This window comes from Parabacteroides sp. FAFU027 (assembly GCF_022808675.1).
In the GTDB taxonomy this organism is placed as follows: Bacteria; Bacteroidota; Bacteroidia; order Bacteroidales; family UBA7332; genus CAXXIC01.
In genome coordinates, this window is the sequence record NZ_JAKZKV010000007.1 from 318,868 (window position 1) to 336,585 (window position 17,718).

Annotated in this window: 14 protein-coding genes; 8 read left to right on the top strand and 6 right to left on the bottom strand. The window is 43.2% G+C overall.

Annotated elements, in window-relative coordinates; translation table 11 throughout:
* Window positions 1-244 precede the first annotated feature (244 nt).
* A complete protein-coding gene (locus MLE17_RS12920; RefSeq protein ID WP_243349123.1) occupies window positions 245-1,396 on the top strand; it encodes an iron-containing alcohol dehydrogenase in 1,152 nt (383 codons plus the stop codon).
* A gap of 35 nt (window positions 1,397-1,431) precedes the next feature.
* On the opposite strand, the gene MLE17_RS12925 is transcribed toward MLE17_RS12920, so the two are convergent.
* Window positions 1,432-2,832 (bottom strand): S41 family peptidase, encoded by a 1,401-nt coding sequence (locus tag MLE17_RS12925; protein WP_243349124.1) that lies wholly within the window; start codon window positions 2,830-2,832, stop codon window positions 1,432-1,434.
* A 624-nt stretch (window positions 2,833-3,456) separates the two neighbouring features.
* Here MLE17_RS12925 and MLE17_RS12930 point away from each other — a divergent pair.
* Window positions 3,457-4,602: a putative glycoside hydrolase gene (locus tag MLE17_RS12930; protein WP_243349125.1), complete on the top strand. Its 1,146-nt coding sequence runs from the start codon at window positions 3,457-3,459 to the stop codon at window positions 4,600-4,602.
* A gap of 108 nt (window positions 4,603-4,710) precedes the next feature.
* On the opposite strand, the gene MLE17_RS12935 is transcribed toward MLE17_RS12930, so the two are convergent.
* A complete protein-coding gene (locus MLE17_RS12935) occupies window positions 4,711-5,205 on the bottom strand; it encodes a thioredoxin family protein (RefSeq protein WP_243349126.1) in 495 nt (164 codons plus the stop codon).
* A 238-nt stretch (window positions 5,206-5,443) separates the two neighbouring features.
* Entirely contained in the window at window positions 5,444-5,743 is a 300-nt protein-coding gene (locus tag MLE17_RS12940) for a Dabb family protein (RefSeq protein ID WP_243349127.1), read from the bottom strand.
* 323 nt (window positions 5,744-6,066) lie between these two features.
* Here MLE17_RS12940 and MLE17_RS12945 point away from each other — a divergent pair, with 323 nt between their 5' ends.
* Together MLE17_RS12945 and cobA are read left to right on the top strand one after the other, a co-directional pair.
* Window positions 6,067-6,540 (top strand): bifunctional precorrin-2 dehydrogenase/sirohydrochlorin ferrochelatase, encoded by a 474-nt coding sequence (locus MLE17_RS12945; RefSeq protein WP_243349128.1) that lies wholly within the window; start codon window positions 6,067-6,069, stop codon window positions 6,538-6,540.
* Complete coding sequence (cobA, locus tag MLE17_RS12950) at window positions 6,515-7,918, top strand: uroporphyrinogen-III C-methyltransferase (protein ID WP_243349129.1); 1,404 nt, start codon at window positions 6,515-6,517, stop codon at window positions 7,916-7,918. Before MLE17_RS12945 ends, cobA begins: the two co-directional genes overlap by 26 nt.
* Window positions 7,919-8,015: 97 nt before the next feature.
* On the opposite strand, the gene MLE17_RS12955 is transcribed toward cobA, so the two are convergent.
* On the bottom strand, window positions 8,016-9,227 hold the full coding sequence (locus tag MLE17_RS12955) for an ATP-binding protein (protein WP_243349130.1): 1,212 nt from the start codon (window positions 9,225-9,227) through the stop codon (window positions 8,016-8,018).
* A 234-nt stretch (window positions 9,228-9,461) separates the two neighbouring features.
* On the opposite strand from MLE17_RS12955, the gene cysD reads away from it, so the two are divergent.
* From cysD to MLE17_RS12970, 3 genes are all read left to right on the top strand, one after another.
* Window positions 9,462-10,364 carry a sulfate adenylyltransferase subunit CysD gene (gene cysD, locus MLE17_RS12960; protein WP_243349131.1) on the top strand — a complete coding sequence of 301 codons (903 nt, stop codon included), beginning with the start codon at window positions 9,462-9,464 and terminating at the stop codon, window positions 10,362-10,364.
* Window positions 10,365-10,443: 79 nt separating this feature from the next.
* Window positions 10,444-11,784: a sulfate adenylyltransferase subunit CysN gene (gene cysN / locus MLE17_RS12965; RefSeq protein ID WP_243349132.1), complete on the top strand. Its 1,341-nt coding sequence runs from the start codon at window positions 10,444-10,446 to the stop codon at window positions 11,782-11,784.
* Between the two features lie 249 nt (window positions 11,785-12,033).
* Window positions 12,034-12,753 carry a phosphoadenylyl-sulfate reductase gene (locus MLE17_RS12970; RefSeq protein ID WP_243349133.1) on the top strand — a complete coding sequence of 240 codons (720 nt, stop codon included), beginning with the start codon at window positions 12,034-12,036 and terminating at the stop codon, window positions 12,751-12,753.
* 40 nt (window positions 12,754-12,793) lie between these two features.
* Here the strand turns inward: MLE17_RS12970 and ribB are convergent, their stop codons facing one another.
* Together ribB and xyl3A are read right to left on the bottom strand one after the other, a co-directional pair.
* Window positions 12,794-13,417, bottom strand: a complete 624-nt coding sequence (ribB, locus tag MLE17_RS12975; RefSeq protein ID WP_243349134.1) for a 3,4-dihydroxy-2-butanone-4-phosphate synthase — start codon at window positions 13,415-13,417, stop codon at window positions 12,794-12,796.
* A 215-nt stretch (window positions 13,418-13,632) separates the two neighbouring features.
* The gene (gene xyl3A, locus MLE17_RS12980) at window positions 13,633-16,227 is read right to left on the bottom strand and encodes a xylan 1,4-beta-xylosidase (RefSeq protein WP_410795626.1); all 2,595 of its coding nucleotides are present in this window, start codon (window positions 16,225-16,227) and stop codon (window positions 13,633-13,635) included.
* 1,397 nt (window positions 16,228-17,624) lie between these two features.
* Between xyl3A and MLE17_RS12985 the strand changes: the two genes are divergently transcribed.
* The coding region (locus MLE17_RS12985; protein ID WP_243348999.1) for a DUF4372 domain-containing protein at window positions 17,625-17,718 on the top strand (94 nt) is incomplete at its 3' end.

Here is a 17,718-nt window from a genome sequence, read left to right on the forward strand (position 1 = left end):
AGTGCAAGTTTACGAATTTTTATCTGGTAAAAAAAGTATGGGTAGTTTCAATGTTACCTATGAAGGCCTGTTTTTTTGTATGAAATTCGTTTTGTCTCCGTTATTTCGAAATAATTTCGGGGACAAATTTGTTTTAATTGTAGCATCCAAATTGCAGCAATTGATAGCTGAAAATTTTTTCTCCAATGAATGAAAATTCATAAGTTTACCACTTTAAAATTGGCTCACACAAAAAAGTTATAATATGAACAACTTCAGTTTTAAGAATCCAACCAAAATCTTTTTTGGAAAAGGGGAAATCAGCAAGCTTGCGACTGAAATTCCTGCAGAAAAAAGGATTATGATTACTTTCGGCGGAGGAAGTGTGCGGACGAATGGTGTATATGACCAGGTCAAGAACGCATTAAAACATCACTTCACCGTGGAATTTTGGGGCATTGAACCCAATCCGGACTATGAAACCTTACTTAAAGCGGTAATTGTAGCGCAGGAAAATAACATTGACTTCCTGCTGGCCGTTGGTGGTGGTTCTGTATTGGATGGCACGAAATTTATTTCACAAGCAATGAGTTACAATTCAGATCCGTGGAAGCTGGTTAAAGATGCCCGGTTGTGTAAACCCTCTGTCCCGGTGGCTTCTGTAATGACTCTTCCGGCAACCGGTTCTGAAATGAATTGCAGGGCAGTAATTTCTTACCGGGCTAAAAAAGAAAAGCTGGCATTTATGTCTGAATATATGTTTCCGGTATTTTCTATCCTTGATCCGGAAGTCACTTTCTCTATTCCTCAGAAACAGTTATCTAATGGTGTTGTCGATACATTCATGCATGTAATGGAGCAATACATGACCTATCCGGTTCAGGCTTTTGTGATGGATCGATGGGCGGAAGGAATTCTCAAAACACTGATTGAAATCGGTGAGAAAGTCGTACATAATCACAATGATTATAACCTGATGGCCAATTATATGATTTGCGCGACGTTGGCCCTGAATGATATTATCGGCATGGGTGTACCTCAGGACTGGGCAACCCATCGTGTCGGACACGACCTGACGGCAGTATATGGGCTTGACCATGCGGAAACTCTGGCAGTTCTTTATCCGGCATTATTAAAAGTGACCCGGACTGAAAAACAGGATAAGTTATTACAATATGCCGAACAGGTGTGGAATATCAAGGAAAAAGACCCGGAAAAGAAGATTGATGCAGCAATAGAAATGACGGAACAGTTTTTCCGGAAAATAGGTTTAAAAACCAGACTACACGAATACCAGATCAATAACGAAGCTATCGAGATTGTAGCGGAAAGAGTCCGGCTAAGAGGACTGGTTTACGGAGAACATAAAAATATCGATGCTGAAAAGGTGAAAGAAATCATCAAACTAGCCTTGTAAGATGTGTATCATAAAAAAACGCTAAGGACAAGCCCTTAGCGTTTTTTTATGATGAGTTGCTCACCTTTTCGTTGAAGAGATGATATTTGAGATACCTTAAAGGTAGCGGATGAAGGAGCCGTAGCCGATTTAGTTGAAGATACTAATCCCATAGTCTGCAAAACTTTATTCAGCAACAATTCATTGGTATCACCGAGGGGCAAAAAGTCATTAAAATCATAATATTCATCGAATTCCACATCAGGAGAAAAACCACTTGAGTAGTTAGACTGCATCAGGCTATTATAAATCTTAATCGTAATCGGATGTAGCGTGTAATTGTATTTAGAGCTGGTAACTTCAAAAGAGCCCATATTTTTACCTACTGTTGTATCTCCGACTAATGTCACCGGTATATAAGGCTTCATGGAATTTACCAATAATTCACTGGCCGATGCTGTGAATTGGCTGCAAATAACATATAGCTGTTGTTGATTAATATTGTACGAGCCTATCTCTGATGAACCAAGGAAGTAGTCTTTATTACCTGTATATACTTTGGATAATTTATCATTATACTCTTCCACCGACATCAAACTACCCAATTTGGCGGATGGAAGGATCATACTTGTCAATAGTTGACAAGAACTCAAATACCCCCCGCCATTAAATCGAAGATCCACAATAAATTTACTAACGCCATTGCTTTTGAATTTGGCAAACACACTTTTCAGTTCATTATCGTAAGTCTTATCGTCAAATCCGGTCGGTCCGGTTGTAAAGCTATTATAAACCAGGTAACCTACCTTGGTGTTGTTGATGGTGTAGGTTGTGTCGAGGAAAATCGGATTATCTTCCACTGTAGTAGCTGGCAAAAGAGACAGAGTCGAACCGATATTTAATTTCTGGGTTGAAGTATTATAAGTAAGCATCGTCAACGAAACCGCTCCTCCCGAAGTTAGCAGACTGTAATTGGATGCCGTTATATTATTTCCATTAATCTTATAAATCCAGTTACCCCGTTTTAGTCCTGATTTTGCAGCCGGAGAGTTAGGCTGAACATATAAGATTCGGGCGGTATAAGTGGATGACGATAGCGGATACAAAATGAATTCAAATCCATACGATGTCGAAATTGTAGAGGATTTGGTCGTTGTAGTATTCGTCTTTTCTATATATGAAAAATAATATCCATGCCGTTCTTCCTGGGTGGAACGCAGAGAGTTAAAGAAAGTCTGAGGATCCTGATTGTATTTCAGTGAAGCTGAGTCCGGCAGGCTTTTATAAAATAGATAATCCAATTTCATTGCACTGTAAATCCATTGATTGGTCAGCGCCGTATCACTAAGTTGAACTGAAGTCGATGAATCTGAGCTTAAAGCTGGTTCATCTTCTTTACAAGCTGAGAAATTCCATAAAACCATTAGCAACAATAATGGGAGCAGTAATCTTTTCATAAAACGATATTCAATAAGTCGACAAATATAAGCATTGAAGCTTACGTAAAATGCTTCTCGCAGGACTAATTATTTTTAAATCAATCAATCTCACGATTAATCAATACCGAAAGAAAGATAATACACCCTAACGTTTAAGCGGTCGGTTTATCCTCAATATCGAATCTTTAATCATATTTAATTCAAACGGGATTATTAAGGTAAAACTCTGGACACTTCTCTGACTTTGGTGGAAACTTTCTAAGTATCAGTGGACACTTTTATTTCAACAGTGGACACTGATGAAACTTTGGTGTGAACTATTGTTTCATTGGTGCGCACTGTAGCAACATCAGTGGACACTTTTACCCCAACAGTGTTCACTGATCATTCTACAGTGCGAACTGTTGGAAAAACAGTGTACACTATTTGAACTACAGTGTACACTGTAGCAATAAAAGTATACACTGTAGCTTCAATAGTCATAAATGATATTGAATAAGTGAGCTACAGAAGTGTATCTATAACCCAATTCCACAAAATCCTTTAAATGAATAAAATAGCTTCTAAAGCCTTCTCTGTACGTCATTCGGTTGTAATATTCTTTGGATATATTTGTAGTCCAAATCAATATTTTAGCTGCAAATGAAACATTACAGACAAAGAAGCATCCGCTTTTGCCTGATTATCTTCTTATTAAGTATCTTATTCACCCCCGCCCTTTTTGCGGGTGAAAATGAAAATAATACGACAGCCAGTGCCGATGAGACACACGGCCTCTACCTCTCGGGATGGGCGGTAGGACAGGATTCTACCCTGCAACACTTCATTGACCTGGCTAACCGGACAGAGATCAACGCCTATGTGATTGATGTCAAAGAAGACGACGGCTTGGTCAGCTATCCTTCATCTGTGCCGCAAGTGAAATTATTAAAGACCTGGACCAGAAAATTTGATCCGGCCCATATCATCTCAGAGTTACATAAAAACCACATCCGGGCCATTGCTCGTATCGTTTGTTTTAAGGATCCTGTTCTCCCTAATAAACGTCCCGACCTGGCAATGAAAAACAAGAAAGGCGGCAACTGGAAAGACAACGACGGTCAATCCTGGCTTAATCCATACAATAAAGAAACCTGGAATTATCTGGTGAACATTGCCAAAGAAGCCGTTAAACTGGGATTTGATGAGATCCAGTTTGACTACGTACGTTTCACCAATTCCGGCAATATGAAAACTGTGGATTTTGGACTGAATCGTCCTCCGAAATACGAGGCTATCAACGGATTTCTCGCTTATGCCCGTCAGCAAATGCCCAACGTCACTATCTCTGCAGACGTATTTGGCATCATTTGCGAAAGTCCGGCTGATGAAGAAGGCATCGGTCAGTACCTGGAGTTAATCGGTAAGAATGTCGATTATCTCTCCCCAATGGTCTATCCTTCGCATTATGGATTGGGGCAGTCCGTAAACGGTGTCTCTTTTGACAAACCGGACTTTGAACCTTATGGTGTGGTATATAATGCCATTGCCAAAGCCAAAGACCGTGTAAGTCTGGTTAAAGATTACCGGGCTAAATTCCGTCCCTGGTTACAGGACTTCACGGCGAGTTACATCGGGGAAGGAAATTACCAAACTTATGGTCCGGAACAGGTTAGGCAACAAATCGAAGCGGTTTATAAAAACGGATACAAGGGCTGGATATTCTGGAACATCAACAACCAGTACTCAGAGGCTGCATTTTTACCTAAAAACAATAGTCTAACAAAGGGAAACCTGACTCAGAAATAAATTCGCCTTTACCTGACAGGTTTTAAAAACCTGTCAGGTATTGATAAACCCAACAAAAAAAGCTGTTTCAGTATTACCTGAAACAGCTTTTTTTGTGTAGGATAAATCTTACTTCACTAATTTCCTCAACTGGTCGGGCGTAATATTTTTCGCCACGATTACGCCATTCGGATCAATCAGGTAATTCATAAAACCTTTTGATAACCGATAGGCTTTGTACACTTCGGAATTCTCTCCCCCGGCAACCAGATATTGGTTGGTAGGATTAATTCCATCGGTTCGGACAGTCTCCCTGAACACAACCTCCTGTGGGTCTAAAGAGAAGGACACCATGCGAACACGGTCAGAATAGTGTTCTCTAACCGAGTTATTCATCAGCAGATTGTTCGTGCGGGAAGGGGCGTCATAAACGGCCCAGAATTGAACAACGAGATACTCCCCGTGAAGATCTGCTAACAAATCATTTCCTGTTTTATCGATCCGGATCGCCGGGGCAGTACTGCCGGGTGATAAACCTACTCCGGGACGGGTGTCTTTTCCCACATAAGCTGTGGCCGGAATGAAGATCAATAACGCAAGAAACAGACTTTTGAAAGAACGCATATTGGTTGATTTTTGGTTTAACACTAAGCCTCTCTCAGCATTAACAATCCCAAGAGAAACCCCGCAGATTTTCTGCAGTAAGAATGGCTAAAATGCTATATTTTAGCCGCTTCTCTGTGAATCAACTAACACAAATATAGGCTTCCAGTGTTAAATCACCAAATCCCCCTTTAAATTTCTTTCATATTCGGGGCATTTTTCGGGTTTTTTCCCATTCTCCCCCCTTCGATTTACATTTTTATACAATAAAATCGACCCCTGCGCGGCTATCTTTCACTGCACCAATAATTTGCGCTACGGCAACGTGTTCAGGGTGCTTGGCATAGACCTCAACATCCTCCATTTTTTCGAATTCTGACACCAGTACAAAGTCATAAATTTCAGCCGGATTGGCGTTAATTCCAACCTTCATGCTTTTCAATACTTCAATCTTATCAACCAGAGCTTCCAGACCGGTTTTGATCTCTGCCAGCTTTGCCGCTTTGGCTTCAGGAGTGTCAAACGCTACGAGTTTGAACATTACGATGTGTTTTACCATAATTTGATTTGCTTATTGAGTTTAAAACTATTTACTGCTAAATGCGGTGCAAATCAACAAAAAAAAGCCGAGACTGGAAAACCCGCCATTCAACCTACCTTATTATAGGTAGGAAAATCACCTTTTCCGGGGATTGATTGCAGTGAGGAAAATGCCCAACTTTGCATCGTGAATGGATAAATGATTTTAGTAACTTTGCCAGCCGATTGGCACACAGATAACACAGATCAGACGGATTTTTGCAGAGAAATGGATAATCTGTGAAAATCCGTGTTGTGAAACATCCGTGTCATCCATGTGGCAAGACCCAACAACCCAACATCATGAACAAGTCAGATCTTCAATTTTTACCCATATCCATCAATGTCACCGGGAAGAAAATCCTGATGATTGGAGGTGGAAAAGTGGCGAGCCACAAAGCCGAAATCATGGCACGCTTTGTCACCAACGTTACCGTGATCGCTCCCGAAATCAGCGATAAAATCAGGACATTACCTTTCGAAATCATTGAAAAAGAGTATGAATCCAGCGATCTCGATGGTTACTTCCTCGTCTATGTGGTGACTGACAATCACGAGCTAAACCGCAAAATCAAGCAGGATTGCGAAGAGCGGGGCATCCTTGCCAGCGTGTGCGACGCACCATTGTTGTGCGACTTTGTATCGCCCGCCATCCACAAAGAGGAGCATATCACCGTATCGGTTGGCTCCAATGCTCAAAACGTTTACCAGTCGGTGGACATTCGTAATCAAATCAGAGAACTATTCGAAAATGGAACAATCAAAATCAAAGAATAACGATATTACCGGTTCGGTTACTTTAGTAGGTTTCGGCCCCGGTAATCCCGATTTGCTCACCATTGCCGGGGAGAAGGCGATTGCCGGAGCCGACATTATATTTCACGATGACCTGATCGACCAGGAATTTTTAGGAAAATACAAAGCTGATAAAGTATATGTAGGCAAACGCCGACACAAACACAGTGCCAATCAGGAGGACATTAACCAGTTGCTCCTGGATGCTGCCCTTGCCGGAAAGAAAGTAGTACGGGTAAAAGGTGGAGACCCGATGGTATTTGCCCACGGAGGAGAAGAGATCGAATTGCTGGAGAAAAATAATATCCCGGTCACGGTTATTCCGGGAATCTCAACCGGTTTGGCGGTGGCATCATTGACTAAAGTGCCCCTCACCCACCGCAATGTCTCGTCATCTGTCTCCTTCATCTCGGGACATGCGGCTGAGATTGGGTTGCCCAATACGGACACGTTGGTCTGCTACATGGCGGGATTCAACATCCACCGCATTGCAGCCAAAGCAATCGCCGAAGGCCGCGATCCACAGACTGCGGTCATGCTGGTATCCAAAGTTTCCACACCGGAGCAACAGGAGTTCTACTCCACCTTTGAGGAATTGAGCAAAGGTCCGGTCAACTACCCCACCCCACTTATCGCAGTTATCGGTGATGTCGTGAAACTGAAACATCACGATTCTTCAACAGTCGAAAAACCGACTTACTTAGTTACCGGCACTGATGCGCATCACTATTATTCTTATGGAAAAATAGTCCACCAACCGCTGATTCACCTGGCAGCGCTGGAAGATACGACAGATCTTGACACTCATGTGCAGGACCTACACAACTACGACTGGCTGATCTTTACCAGCCGTTTTGCCGTTAAATATTTCTTCGAATCGCTTCACCGTATAGGTAAGGATACTCGTTTCTTATGTGGCGTCAAGGTGGCTTCATTAGGTAAAATGACTTCGAATGCGATGGCGGAATACGGAATCATCCCCGATCTGGCTTCAAAAGATGAAAGCTCGTACGGATTGATTGATGCGTTTAATGCGTATCAATCACAGGGTGACTCCAAGTCACCCCGTGATTCAGAGACAAAAGGCAAAATCCTCATTCCCCGTTCAGAGATTGCATTGAATGTATTACCCGAAGGTCTTACAAAGCAGAGATGGGACGTGACACCGGTTGCGGCATACCGCAACGTATTCCCCGACCACCTCGAACCACTCGACCTGAGCCTGATGGAGGGGATTATTTTCTCGTCACCTTCGTGCGTAGATAACTTCGTCCGCCTATACGGTGCATTACCGAAGGATAAGAAGCTGATTTCACGGGGGAAACTGACGGAAGAGCGGGTGCAGTTTTATTTGAAATAGTAGAAAGTAAATAATTACGTATCTAACCTATTATAAAAAGAGAGCCTTGATTGTTATAATCAGGGCTCTCTTTTATGATATATAGAAATGAATCCTTTTATTCCAACAAATACTTAAATGCAGGTATAACTTCTATTTCAAGATTATCTTCTTGAATAAAATCATTATCGGCAAAAGTCACTATGCGTGCTTTCTTGACGTCAAAAAAGCGCATTGCCTTAACCAAACCGGCAACTTCACGTGCCAGATTATCCGGAGTAAGAGCGTAACAGACCTGAACAATTTCAACTACAGCACCTCTTTTTATTGCCACAAAGTCACATTCTCCCTGCTCATCAAAGTAATAAAGCTCCTGATATTTTATCCTCAAATGGAGAAACACCAGATTTTCCAGTTTACGCCCCCAGTCTTCCGTCATCGTAGTCGAAACCACATCAACTAATCCCATGTCAATTGCATAGACTTTTCTGGGATTTATTAATTGTGCCTTTGTAGAATGGCTGAACATCGGTAAAAAACTCACTAAATAAGAGAGCTCCAAATGCGAAAACCAGGTTAATATTGTACTTGTCGCCCCTATAGATAGCGGTTGTTTAAGCTTTGATGCAGTGATACGGTTTCCAATATTCGATACCAGAAAATTAGCCAGCCGATGAAGACTTTTCATATCTTTAATTCCATATCGTGCCACGATATCCCGAATCAGAATATCTTCAAATAGAGTTGCCAGCTGCTCATCGTCACCACTTTTGAGGTATTCAGGAAAACCTCCTGTCTGCAAATAAGATTTCAAACTTTCCGGAGATGGCTCTAGTGTTTTAAACCGGAGGTATTCACTATATGAAAATGGGAAAAGCTCCTGGGTGATATGGCGTCCGGTCAGTCTTGTTCCTAGTTCCTTACTTAACAATGAAGCATTTGAACCGGTAATCACTACCTGAAATCCTTCATCCAACTTTTGTCGAACGTACATTTCCCAACCTTGTATAAGTTGCAACTCATCAAAGAAGAGCGTTTTAGGATTTAGCCGGTTGATGATATTATCCAGTCTGGCAAAATCAGAAATAGAAAATTCAAAGAGTTGGGGAGTTTCGAAATTGAGAAAAAGGATGGTTTCTGCATCCATTTCTTTCATCATCTGCATCAATAGGGTACTCTTTCCACATCTTCTGATGCCCGAAACAATCAATGCATGGGATGATAAACTTTGTGTAGCCGGCACTAACTCCCGTTTCAATCCGGTATCACGCATAACCATCCTGCTTTTTTGTTGCTCAATGATTGCTGCAATAGTACTTTCTAATATCATTTTACAAGTTATTTGATGGTAGAATACAAATCTGTTTGATACAAAAATACAAATTTGTTCGATACCATCAAACAGACCCGTATTCTACCAGACTACAAATCCCCATTTTTCTCCCCATATACCATATTTTAGGTAGCAATATGCCCTGATTACGGGATTTTAAAGCGCTCCGAAAGTGACGTACTTTGCACTATCGGAAACCGAAATTAAAAAACCCAAACATCATATCAGGACATGAGCTACAAACTGACCCATTTGAAAGAACTGGAGGCGGAGTCTATTTTTATCCTACGCGAAGTGGCGGCGCAATTCGAACGTCCGGTGCTTCTCTTTTCCGGCGGAAAAGATTCCATCGTAATGACGCATCTGGCTTACAAGGCCTTCTATCCGGCTGCTATACCATTCCCGCTTTTGCACATAGATACGGGACATAACTTCCCCGAAACCATTGAGTACCGCGATAATCTGGTAAAAAAAATCGGTGCCACTTTGTTGGTCGGTCTGGTGCAGGATGACATTGACGCAGGACGTTCGGTAGAAGAAAAAGGCTACAACGCCAGCCGCAACAAACTGCAAACCGTTACGCTGCTCAATGCATTGGAGAAACACAAATTCGATGCGGCCCTCGGCGGTGCCCGTCGTGACGAAGAGAAAGCCCGTGCCAAAGAGCGCTTCTTCTCACACCGGGATGAATTCGGCCAGTGGGATCCGAAGAACCAGCGCCCGGAGTTATGGAACATCTTCAACGGTAAAAAACACCTCGGTGAGCACTTCCGCGTGTTTCCACTCAGTAACTGGACCGAAATGGATATCTGGCAATATATCCTCCAGGAAAATATTGAAATGCCAAGCCTCTACTACACCCACGAACGTGAAGTCATCGAGCGCGACGGCATTCTGTTGGCCAACTTACCGTTCGTCAACAAACGTCCGGATGAAATACCGGTTGTAAAACGGGTACGTTGCCGCACCATCGGAGATGTGACCTGTACCGGACTCACCCTCTCCGAAGCGAACTCACTCGAAGAGATTATCGACGAAATTGCCTCTTCCCGCATCACCGAACGCGGTGGCCGATCAGACGACAAACGCTCCGAAGCGGCAATGGAAGACCGGAAAAAAGAGGGATATTTCTAATCTCCGTACGGACACCCCTATATAGTTGTCCGCATAATCAAAGCAAGCAACTTTACCCAAACCCAACATCAAAAGAACTATGTCACTGACAACATTAGATATACAGAAAAAAGACGAATCAGGAAGCGGCTACCTCAATATGGAACTGCTCCGGTTCTCCACCGCAGGAAGTGTGGATGATGGTAAAAGTACCCTCATCGGTCGTCTTCTCTACGATAGCAAATCCATCTTCGAAGACCAGCTCGAAGCTGTGAAAGAGGCCAGCAAACGCAGCGGTACCGACGAGGTGAACCTTGCTCTCCTGACCGACGGACTTCGTGCCGAACGTGAACAGGGTATTACCATCGACGTGGCTTATCGTTATTTTGCAACTCCTAAACGCAAGTTTATCATTGCCGATACTCCGGGACACATCCAGTACACCCGCAACATGGTGACCGGCGCCTCGACCTCTGACTTGTCCATCATCCTCATTGATGCCCGCAACGGTATTCTGGAACAGACCATCCGTCACTCCTACATCGCATCGTTGCTGCAAATTCCTTATGTAGTGATTTGCGTCAACAAAATGGACCTGGTGGATTTCTCCGAAGAGGTATTCAATAAAATCCAGGAGGATTACAAGAAAATCACCAACGCTGTACCTTTGCGCAATGTTCGCTTCGTTCCTATTTCTGCCCGCGATGGCGACAATGTGGTGGAACGTTCTGAAAATACGCCGTGGTACAAAGGCCAAACCCTGCTCGACATTCTCGAGACTACTCCGGTAGAGCACAAAATCAATTCTGAAGCTGCGCGTTTCCCGGTTCAGTACGTGATTCGCCCGTATCAGGATAAATATCATGACTACCGCGGTTATGCTGGTCGCCTGGCCGGAGGTCAACTGAACGTGGGTGACCCGGTGGTTATTCTTCCTTCAGGAGTAAAATCGACCGTGAAGTCAATCAATGATTTTGACAAAGAGCTGGAAACTGCCTTTGCGCCTCAATCGGTAACCGTCCACCTGAATGACCAGGTAGATGCCAGCCGTGGCGACATCATCGTAAAAGACGACGAGCACCTGCCACAGGTAGGCCAAAACGTATCGCTGATGGTGAGCTGGCTCAACGAAAAACCGTTGCAACTCAACAACAAATACATCATCCGCCATGCGACCAGTGAGACGAAAGGCATTATCAAGGAGATTGTTTACAAGGTAAATATCAATACGTTGGAGAATAACTTTGCGGACAAAACCATTCATGCCAATGATATCGCGCTAATCAATATCCGCACTGCCAAACCGCTGGTCTTTGACTCCTACAGCAAGAACCGCATCACCGGTAGCCTTGTGTTCATTGACGAAAATACCTTTGAAACCGTAGGTGCCGGTATGATTATTGATGATTTGGAGAACGTGACTGATGGAAGATTTATCTGATAAATAAGGGAGTAGTTGAACCCTTTCAGGGTTCAGCATCCTTTCGACTCTTTTACCACGGGTTTCACCCGTGGTTATTGGTTCCGCCGATTTTCAATTCAGATTCAATCCTTTCTGGATTGCAAAATACCACAAACCACGAAGTGGTTTAATTTGAATAACCACGGGTGAAACCCGTGGATTGAGCTCCATATCAAACCGAGCCCTGAAAGGGCTCAACAACAAATTACCTATAGTATTTTCTGAAACATGAATATAGTAGCCCTACAACAACAATTCGAAAAAAGCAGCACAGAAGATGTGCTACGCTATTTTCTCAAAGAATACAAAGGGAAAATCGCCCTCTCATCGAGCCTGAGTATCGAAGACCAGGTATTGACCGACCTCGTGGCAAAGATTGATAAAGAAACCCGCATCTTCACTCTGGATACCGGTCGTCTTTTTCCCGAAACCTACTCGTTGATTGATAAAACCAATAAAAAGTACAGTATCGCCATCGAAGTCTTTTTCCCGAATCACGAAAAGGTGGAGGAGATGGTGAAGACTAACGGCATCAACCTCTTTTACAATAGTGTAGAGAAACGGAAACAGTGCTGCCAGGTACGGAAACTGGAACCGTTGAAACGCTCTTTCCAGGGGCTGGAAGTTTGGATTTGCGGTCTGCGCCAGGAACAATCCATTACCCGATTTAATACAAAAGCTGTGGAATGGGATGAAGCCAACGGTATCATCAAAATCAATCCGTTGGTCAACTGGGTGGAGAAAGATGTGTGGGATTATATCAAAGCCAACGATGTCCCCTACAACGAACTGCATGATAAAGGTTTCCCAAGCATCGGTTGCCAACCGTGTACCCGTGCTATCCAGCCGGGTGAAGACCTGCGCGCCGGACGTTGGTGGTGGGAAGCACCCGAACATAAAGAGTGCGGACTTCACAACCGTCCGAAAAAGAAAAAAGAGGCTGAATAAGCCTCTTTTTTTTATAGATTAACGTCAGCTGAATTAGCTGTTATACATTATGCTCTTTTCGGTACTCTTTCAACTGGGTAATGGAGATAAGCTTCACGTTGTGTAGTTTAGCTACTTCTACCAGGTCATCCCAGCGGGCCATGGTTCCGTCATCATTCATTACCTCAACCATCACTCCGGCTGGAGATAAACCCGCAAGACGGGGCAAATCAACAGATGCCTCCGTATGCCCCATGCGGCCAAGCACTCCTTCCGGATGTGCAATCAATGGGAAGATGTGTCCGGGACGTCCCAGTTCTTCTGGATTGGTTTCTTTGTCCACCAGGGCTTGCACGGTCATTGCTCGGTCGTAAGCCGAAATTCCGGTAGTGCAACCTTTACCTTTCAAATCCACAGAAACGGTAAATGCAGTTGTCATGACAGCTGTATTGCTCTGAACCATGCGTTCAAGTGAAAGTTCCTGACAACGTTCAGCGGTCAATCCCACGCAAATCAGGCCGCGGCCATGTTTTGCCATGAAATTGATGATTTCAGGTGTGGTTAATTCAGCGGCAGCAATAAAATCGCCCTCATTTTCGCGGGCAATATCATCGAAAACCAATACAACTTTTCCTTGCCGGATATCATCGATGGCTTCTGCTACTGTGTTTAATTGATAAGTCATTGTCTTCTGTTTTGTGATAAAAAATTCAGGGCACAATTCTTAATTTCAATCGGATATTTGCCCATATATGTAGTTAGTAGTTTCAGGCTGCAAAGATAAGTGATTATTCCGGATTTAAATTAGGATTAACGGAAGAGGACTCCGTGCTCTTTTTCTAAAAAAATAGCCGCAGAGAAATCATCCCTACGGCTATATGTGTATTTACTGCTATCAATTTATTTGATTTCCAATGGTACAGTAATCAGCTCGCCAGTTCGCGAACTATTCCCCACCATCAACTGATAGGTTCCCGGAGTAAGATGAACGGTTTCGGAAGCATTGTCCCACCACTCCAGGTTCTTCTGATTCAATTCTAACTCAACATTTACAGTACCTCCAACCGGAACCGATACGCGTTTAAATGCACGTAACGTTTTGACAGGACCGTCAGCATCTCCATCTTTTTTCAGATAAACCTGTACCACTTCCTCGCCAGCTCTTTTACCGGTATTTTGTACCGGAACCACCAGTTTGAAGTTATCCTTTCCTTTTGAAGCATCAGGAGTAAGCTCCGGTTTTCCTAATTTAAACGAAGTATAGCTGAGTCCATATCCGAATGGGAAGAGCGGCTCTTCCTGCATATAGCGATACGTCCGGCCTTTCATGTTGTAGTCCTGAAAGTCGGGCAGCTGGGCTAAGTTTTTATAAAATGTCACAGGTAACTTTCCGGAAGGGTTGTAGTTGCCAAACAAAACATCTGCAACCGCTTTACCGCCTGCCTGTCCCGGATACCACGCCTGAAGGATGGCGTCGCAGTTGTTCACTTCGTTAGTCATTCCGATGGGTGAACCGGAACAATTGACGAAGATAATTTTCTTTCCTGCGTTATGTAATGCGGCAATCAATTCCCGTTGTACAGCCGGTAATTCAATATCTGTGCGGTCACCGCCTTTAAAACCGGGCATATTTACACCCATCTCTTCACCTTCCAGTGATGGAGAAATACCACCTACGAAAACCACAACATCGGCATTCTTCACCTTTGCAACGGTTGCCGGAATATCAATCGGCAGTTTAAATCCGAGGTCGAAATTCAACTGCGCATCCCCCATGAAATATTTGAACTCAATCTGTATATCGTATTTCTTGCCTTTCTCCACCGGAATGGTAAAAGTTGTGCCCCGCCCCCCGTGTTTGGTCGCAAAGCTTTTCACCTCCTTCTGATTGACAAGTACCCTGACAGATCCGCAAGTGTAGAAATCCATACACACATCGCCCGATAGTGTTGGTATGAAAGTACTGGTGTATTGTGCGCTAAAACCGGTCAGGTTTACACCGGGAGCAAAAACCGTAGCACCGGAGGTACAAAACCGGAATGGCGTACTGACACGATTCTCGACAACCGGATTACCCTGCATCTCCTGATTATTCCAGTAACGGGCCGTAAAGCCTTTTCCTTTTGATGTAGAGCATTCGTTAAACGCACTTTTAAACAGAGTATTCGCCACCAGGTCACAGCCCTTTTCATAACTCAATCTGCTGTTTTTCCCAAATGCAGATTTAATACCCTGAAGAATCGTAATGGTACGAGGTGGTGTTCCGTTGTAATTCCCCCATTGCATCATGGAATCGTTTGCATTCGGACCAATCAACGCAATAGAAATAGCCTCTTTTTTCAATGGCAAAATATTGTTCTTATTTTGAAGCAAAGTCATTGATTTCAGCGCCGTAACATACGACAGGGAATCATGAGCCTTTGAAGCAACCACTGAATAAGGAATCTTTGTCCAGGAAACCAGCGAAGGGTCATCCATCTCACCCAGTTCGAAACGGGCTTTCAGCAGTCTGACAATCGACACGTCGATGTCTTTTTCTGTAATCAGCCCTTTCTCCACGCCATCCATAAGCGAATTGTAACTCGAACCGCAATCGAGGTCCGTTCCTGTCAATACCGCTTCGGCAGATGCACTGGCAGCATCAGCATGCGTTTGATGGGCATTCGGTTTGTAGAAGTCTGCGATTGCGCCACAGTCGGCCACCACAATACCCTGATAGCCCCACTCTTTGCGAAGGATATAGTTGAGCAGTTTCTTGTTACCGCAACAAGGTTCGCCCTCGAAACGGTTATAGGCACACATCACCTCTTTCACATTCGCATCCTGAACCAGCGATTTGAAAGCCGGCAGGTAGGTTTCATACAAATCCCGTTTGCTGATATTTTCGGCATTGAAAGAGTGGCGGTTCCACTCCGGGCCTGAATGCACAGCAAAATGCTTGGCACAGGCATGCAGCTTATTGTATTTGGTATCTTCCGGCCCCTGGAGACCTTTTACCACGGCAACACCCATTTGTGCGGAAAGGAAAGGGTCTTCTCCATAAGTCTCAATACCCCTACCCCATCTCGGGTCGCGATAGATATTGACATTCGGCGTCCACATCGTGAGTCCCTGATAGCGCTCATAACTTCCCTGAGCCGAGTAGCGACTGTTTTTGGCTCGTGCTTCATCCGAAATGGCGCCAAAGACATTGTAAATCGTTTGAGGTTCGAAAGTGGCTGCCATGCCTATCGGTTCAGGGAAAACGGTGGCGATACCGGCTCTGGCCACCCCGTGCAGGGCTTCGTTCCACCAGTTATAACCTTTAATCCCGAGACGCTCAACCGGCTTTGAGGCATCAATCATCAGGGAAATCTTCTCTTTCAGAGTCAATCTTCCGGTGAGGTCTTTTGCCCGGTCTTCCGGTGTCAGATTGGGATTCTGGTAAGGCAGTTGTGCCATAGTTAGCAAGGAACAGCAGGAGAAAAAGGCTGTTATGAAAGACTTTCTGCTCATCATAAAGTGTATCATGGGTTTTAATTAAATGTCAAAGCAAGCATTTATCAGGCAATTGCAGGGATTCTTATCTGGGATAAAATGTCAAATAACTGGTAACAGTAGAAGATTGTCCGGGTTATTCTGTTTCTTCATGGTATGCAATGTATTTAAGGCCGTAAAATCGGGTAGCAATATTACTAAAAATCCACGTTGAATTCGGATTACAGCATGGGATTATCTCATGTAAACCTATTGTTTTCCTGATATTTAACAACCAATCAGCCACTCATTTTCAGGCAAATAGAATACTTATTGTTTTACATTTACAGCTATACGCACAGATGAAATCTCTGTAAATAGTTATCTGATACGATTATTACGGTTTAGTGCAAACATGGGATATTGTACAATATACAATGGCACTACAAATAAGCATAATAGTGTTGCTTTTAACGCTATTTCCTACCGGATTACATCATCAGGAATGATTCAAATCGGATTCCGAACGGTATTCTTTTATGCGTAGAAATAATTTGTAATGGGAAGTTATCCTGCTTAACGATGCGATCTGTATTGAAAAGGGATATTCTTCAAGTATCGGATTGTCATTTTGTCAATCAATTTAGCCGGATTATTCAAAAATGCAATCCATTCTCCCCGATTTTCTATTTTACCCTTTTCTTAGACCATCCCTGGAGGATCCTTAGAGTGTCCCTAGAGTGTCCTTAGAGGATCACTTCCTAAAAAACGGCCCATTTTCCGAATTCCCAGGTAGCAAAATGTCAAAATAATCATTTTGACTGCCCAAACGGGATTATCCGGAAGTTTTATCAAAACTCACTTTTCAGAATTCCGCTCCGGACAACTGTGGAGCATATGTGGAGTTGCTGTGGAGGAAGAGCGTAGGTAAAGCGGAATTGAATAAGTATGGAAAAGAACAAGATTTGTGACAAAACGATAATTGTGAGCTTATCCATAGCTGTATATAAACGAATACTTGGATAAAATGAATTCATCGGATTGGCATTTTGACAAACCCTTAAAAGACATAAGTATTATGACATTGACAACAAATAACAATCACCCACTGATAATCAAATAACATCCTCCAATAGAAACTAAGGTTATAACATAAAAGAACTCCAGCTTCCCCGATCATGATTCACAAAGGTAAGCAGGAGTTCTTTTATAACTATAATCGGCTAAATCTGAAAGAGCATTTTACCGATCAATCCACTTCGCATTCGCCGGCTGATAACGACCTCCTACAATAGTAATTTTAGAAGCAGCTTCATTACTGTCCCATTAAAATCTAAAAATGGTCTTTGAAGTATTTGAAATTTAGTTGGTTATAAGCATTTCGCGAGCGAACGGACTTGAATTTTTAGTTTTGCATCAGATTAATCTGATTGCATATGTATCAAGACAAATACGTTTTTGCTCAACTGGTTTCGTTTCTGAATCGAAGTAAATTCAATCGCATTGTCACCAAATTTGATGGAGACAAAT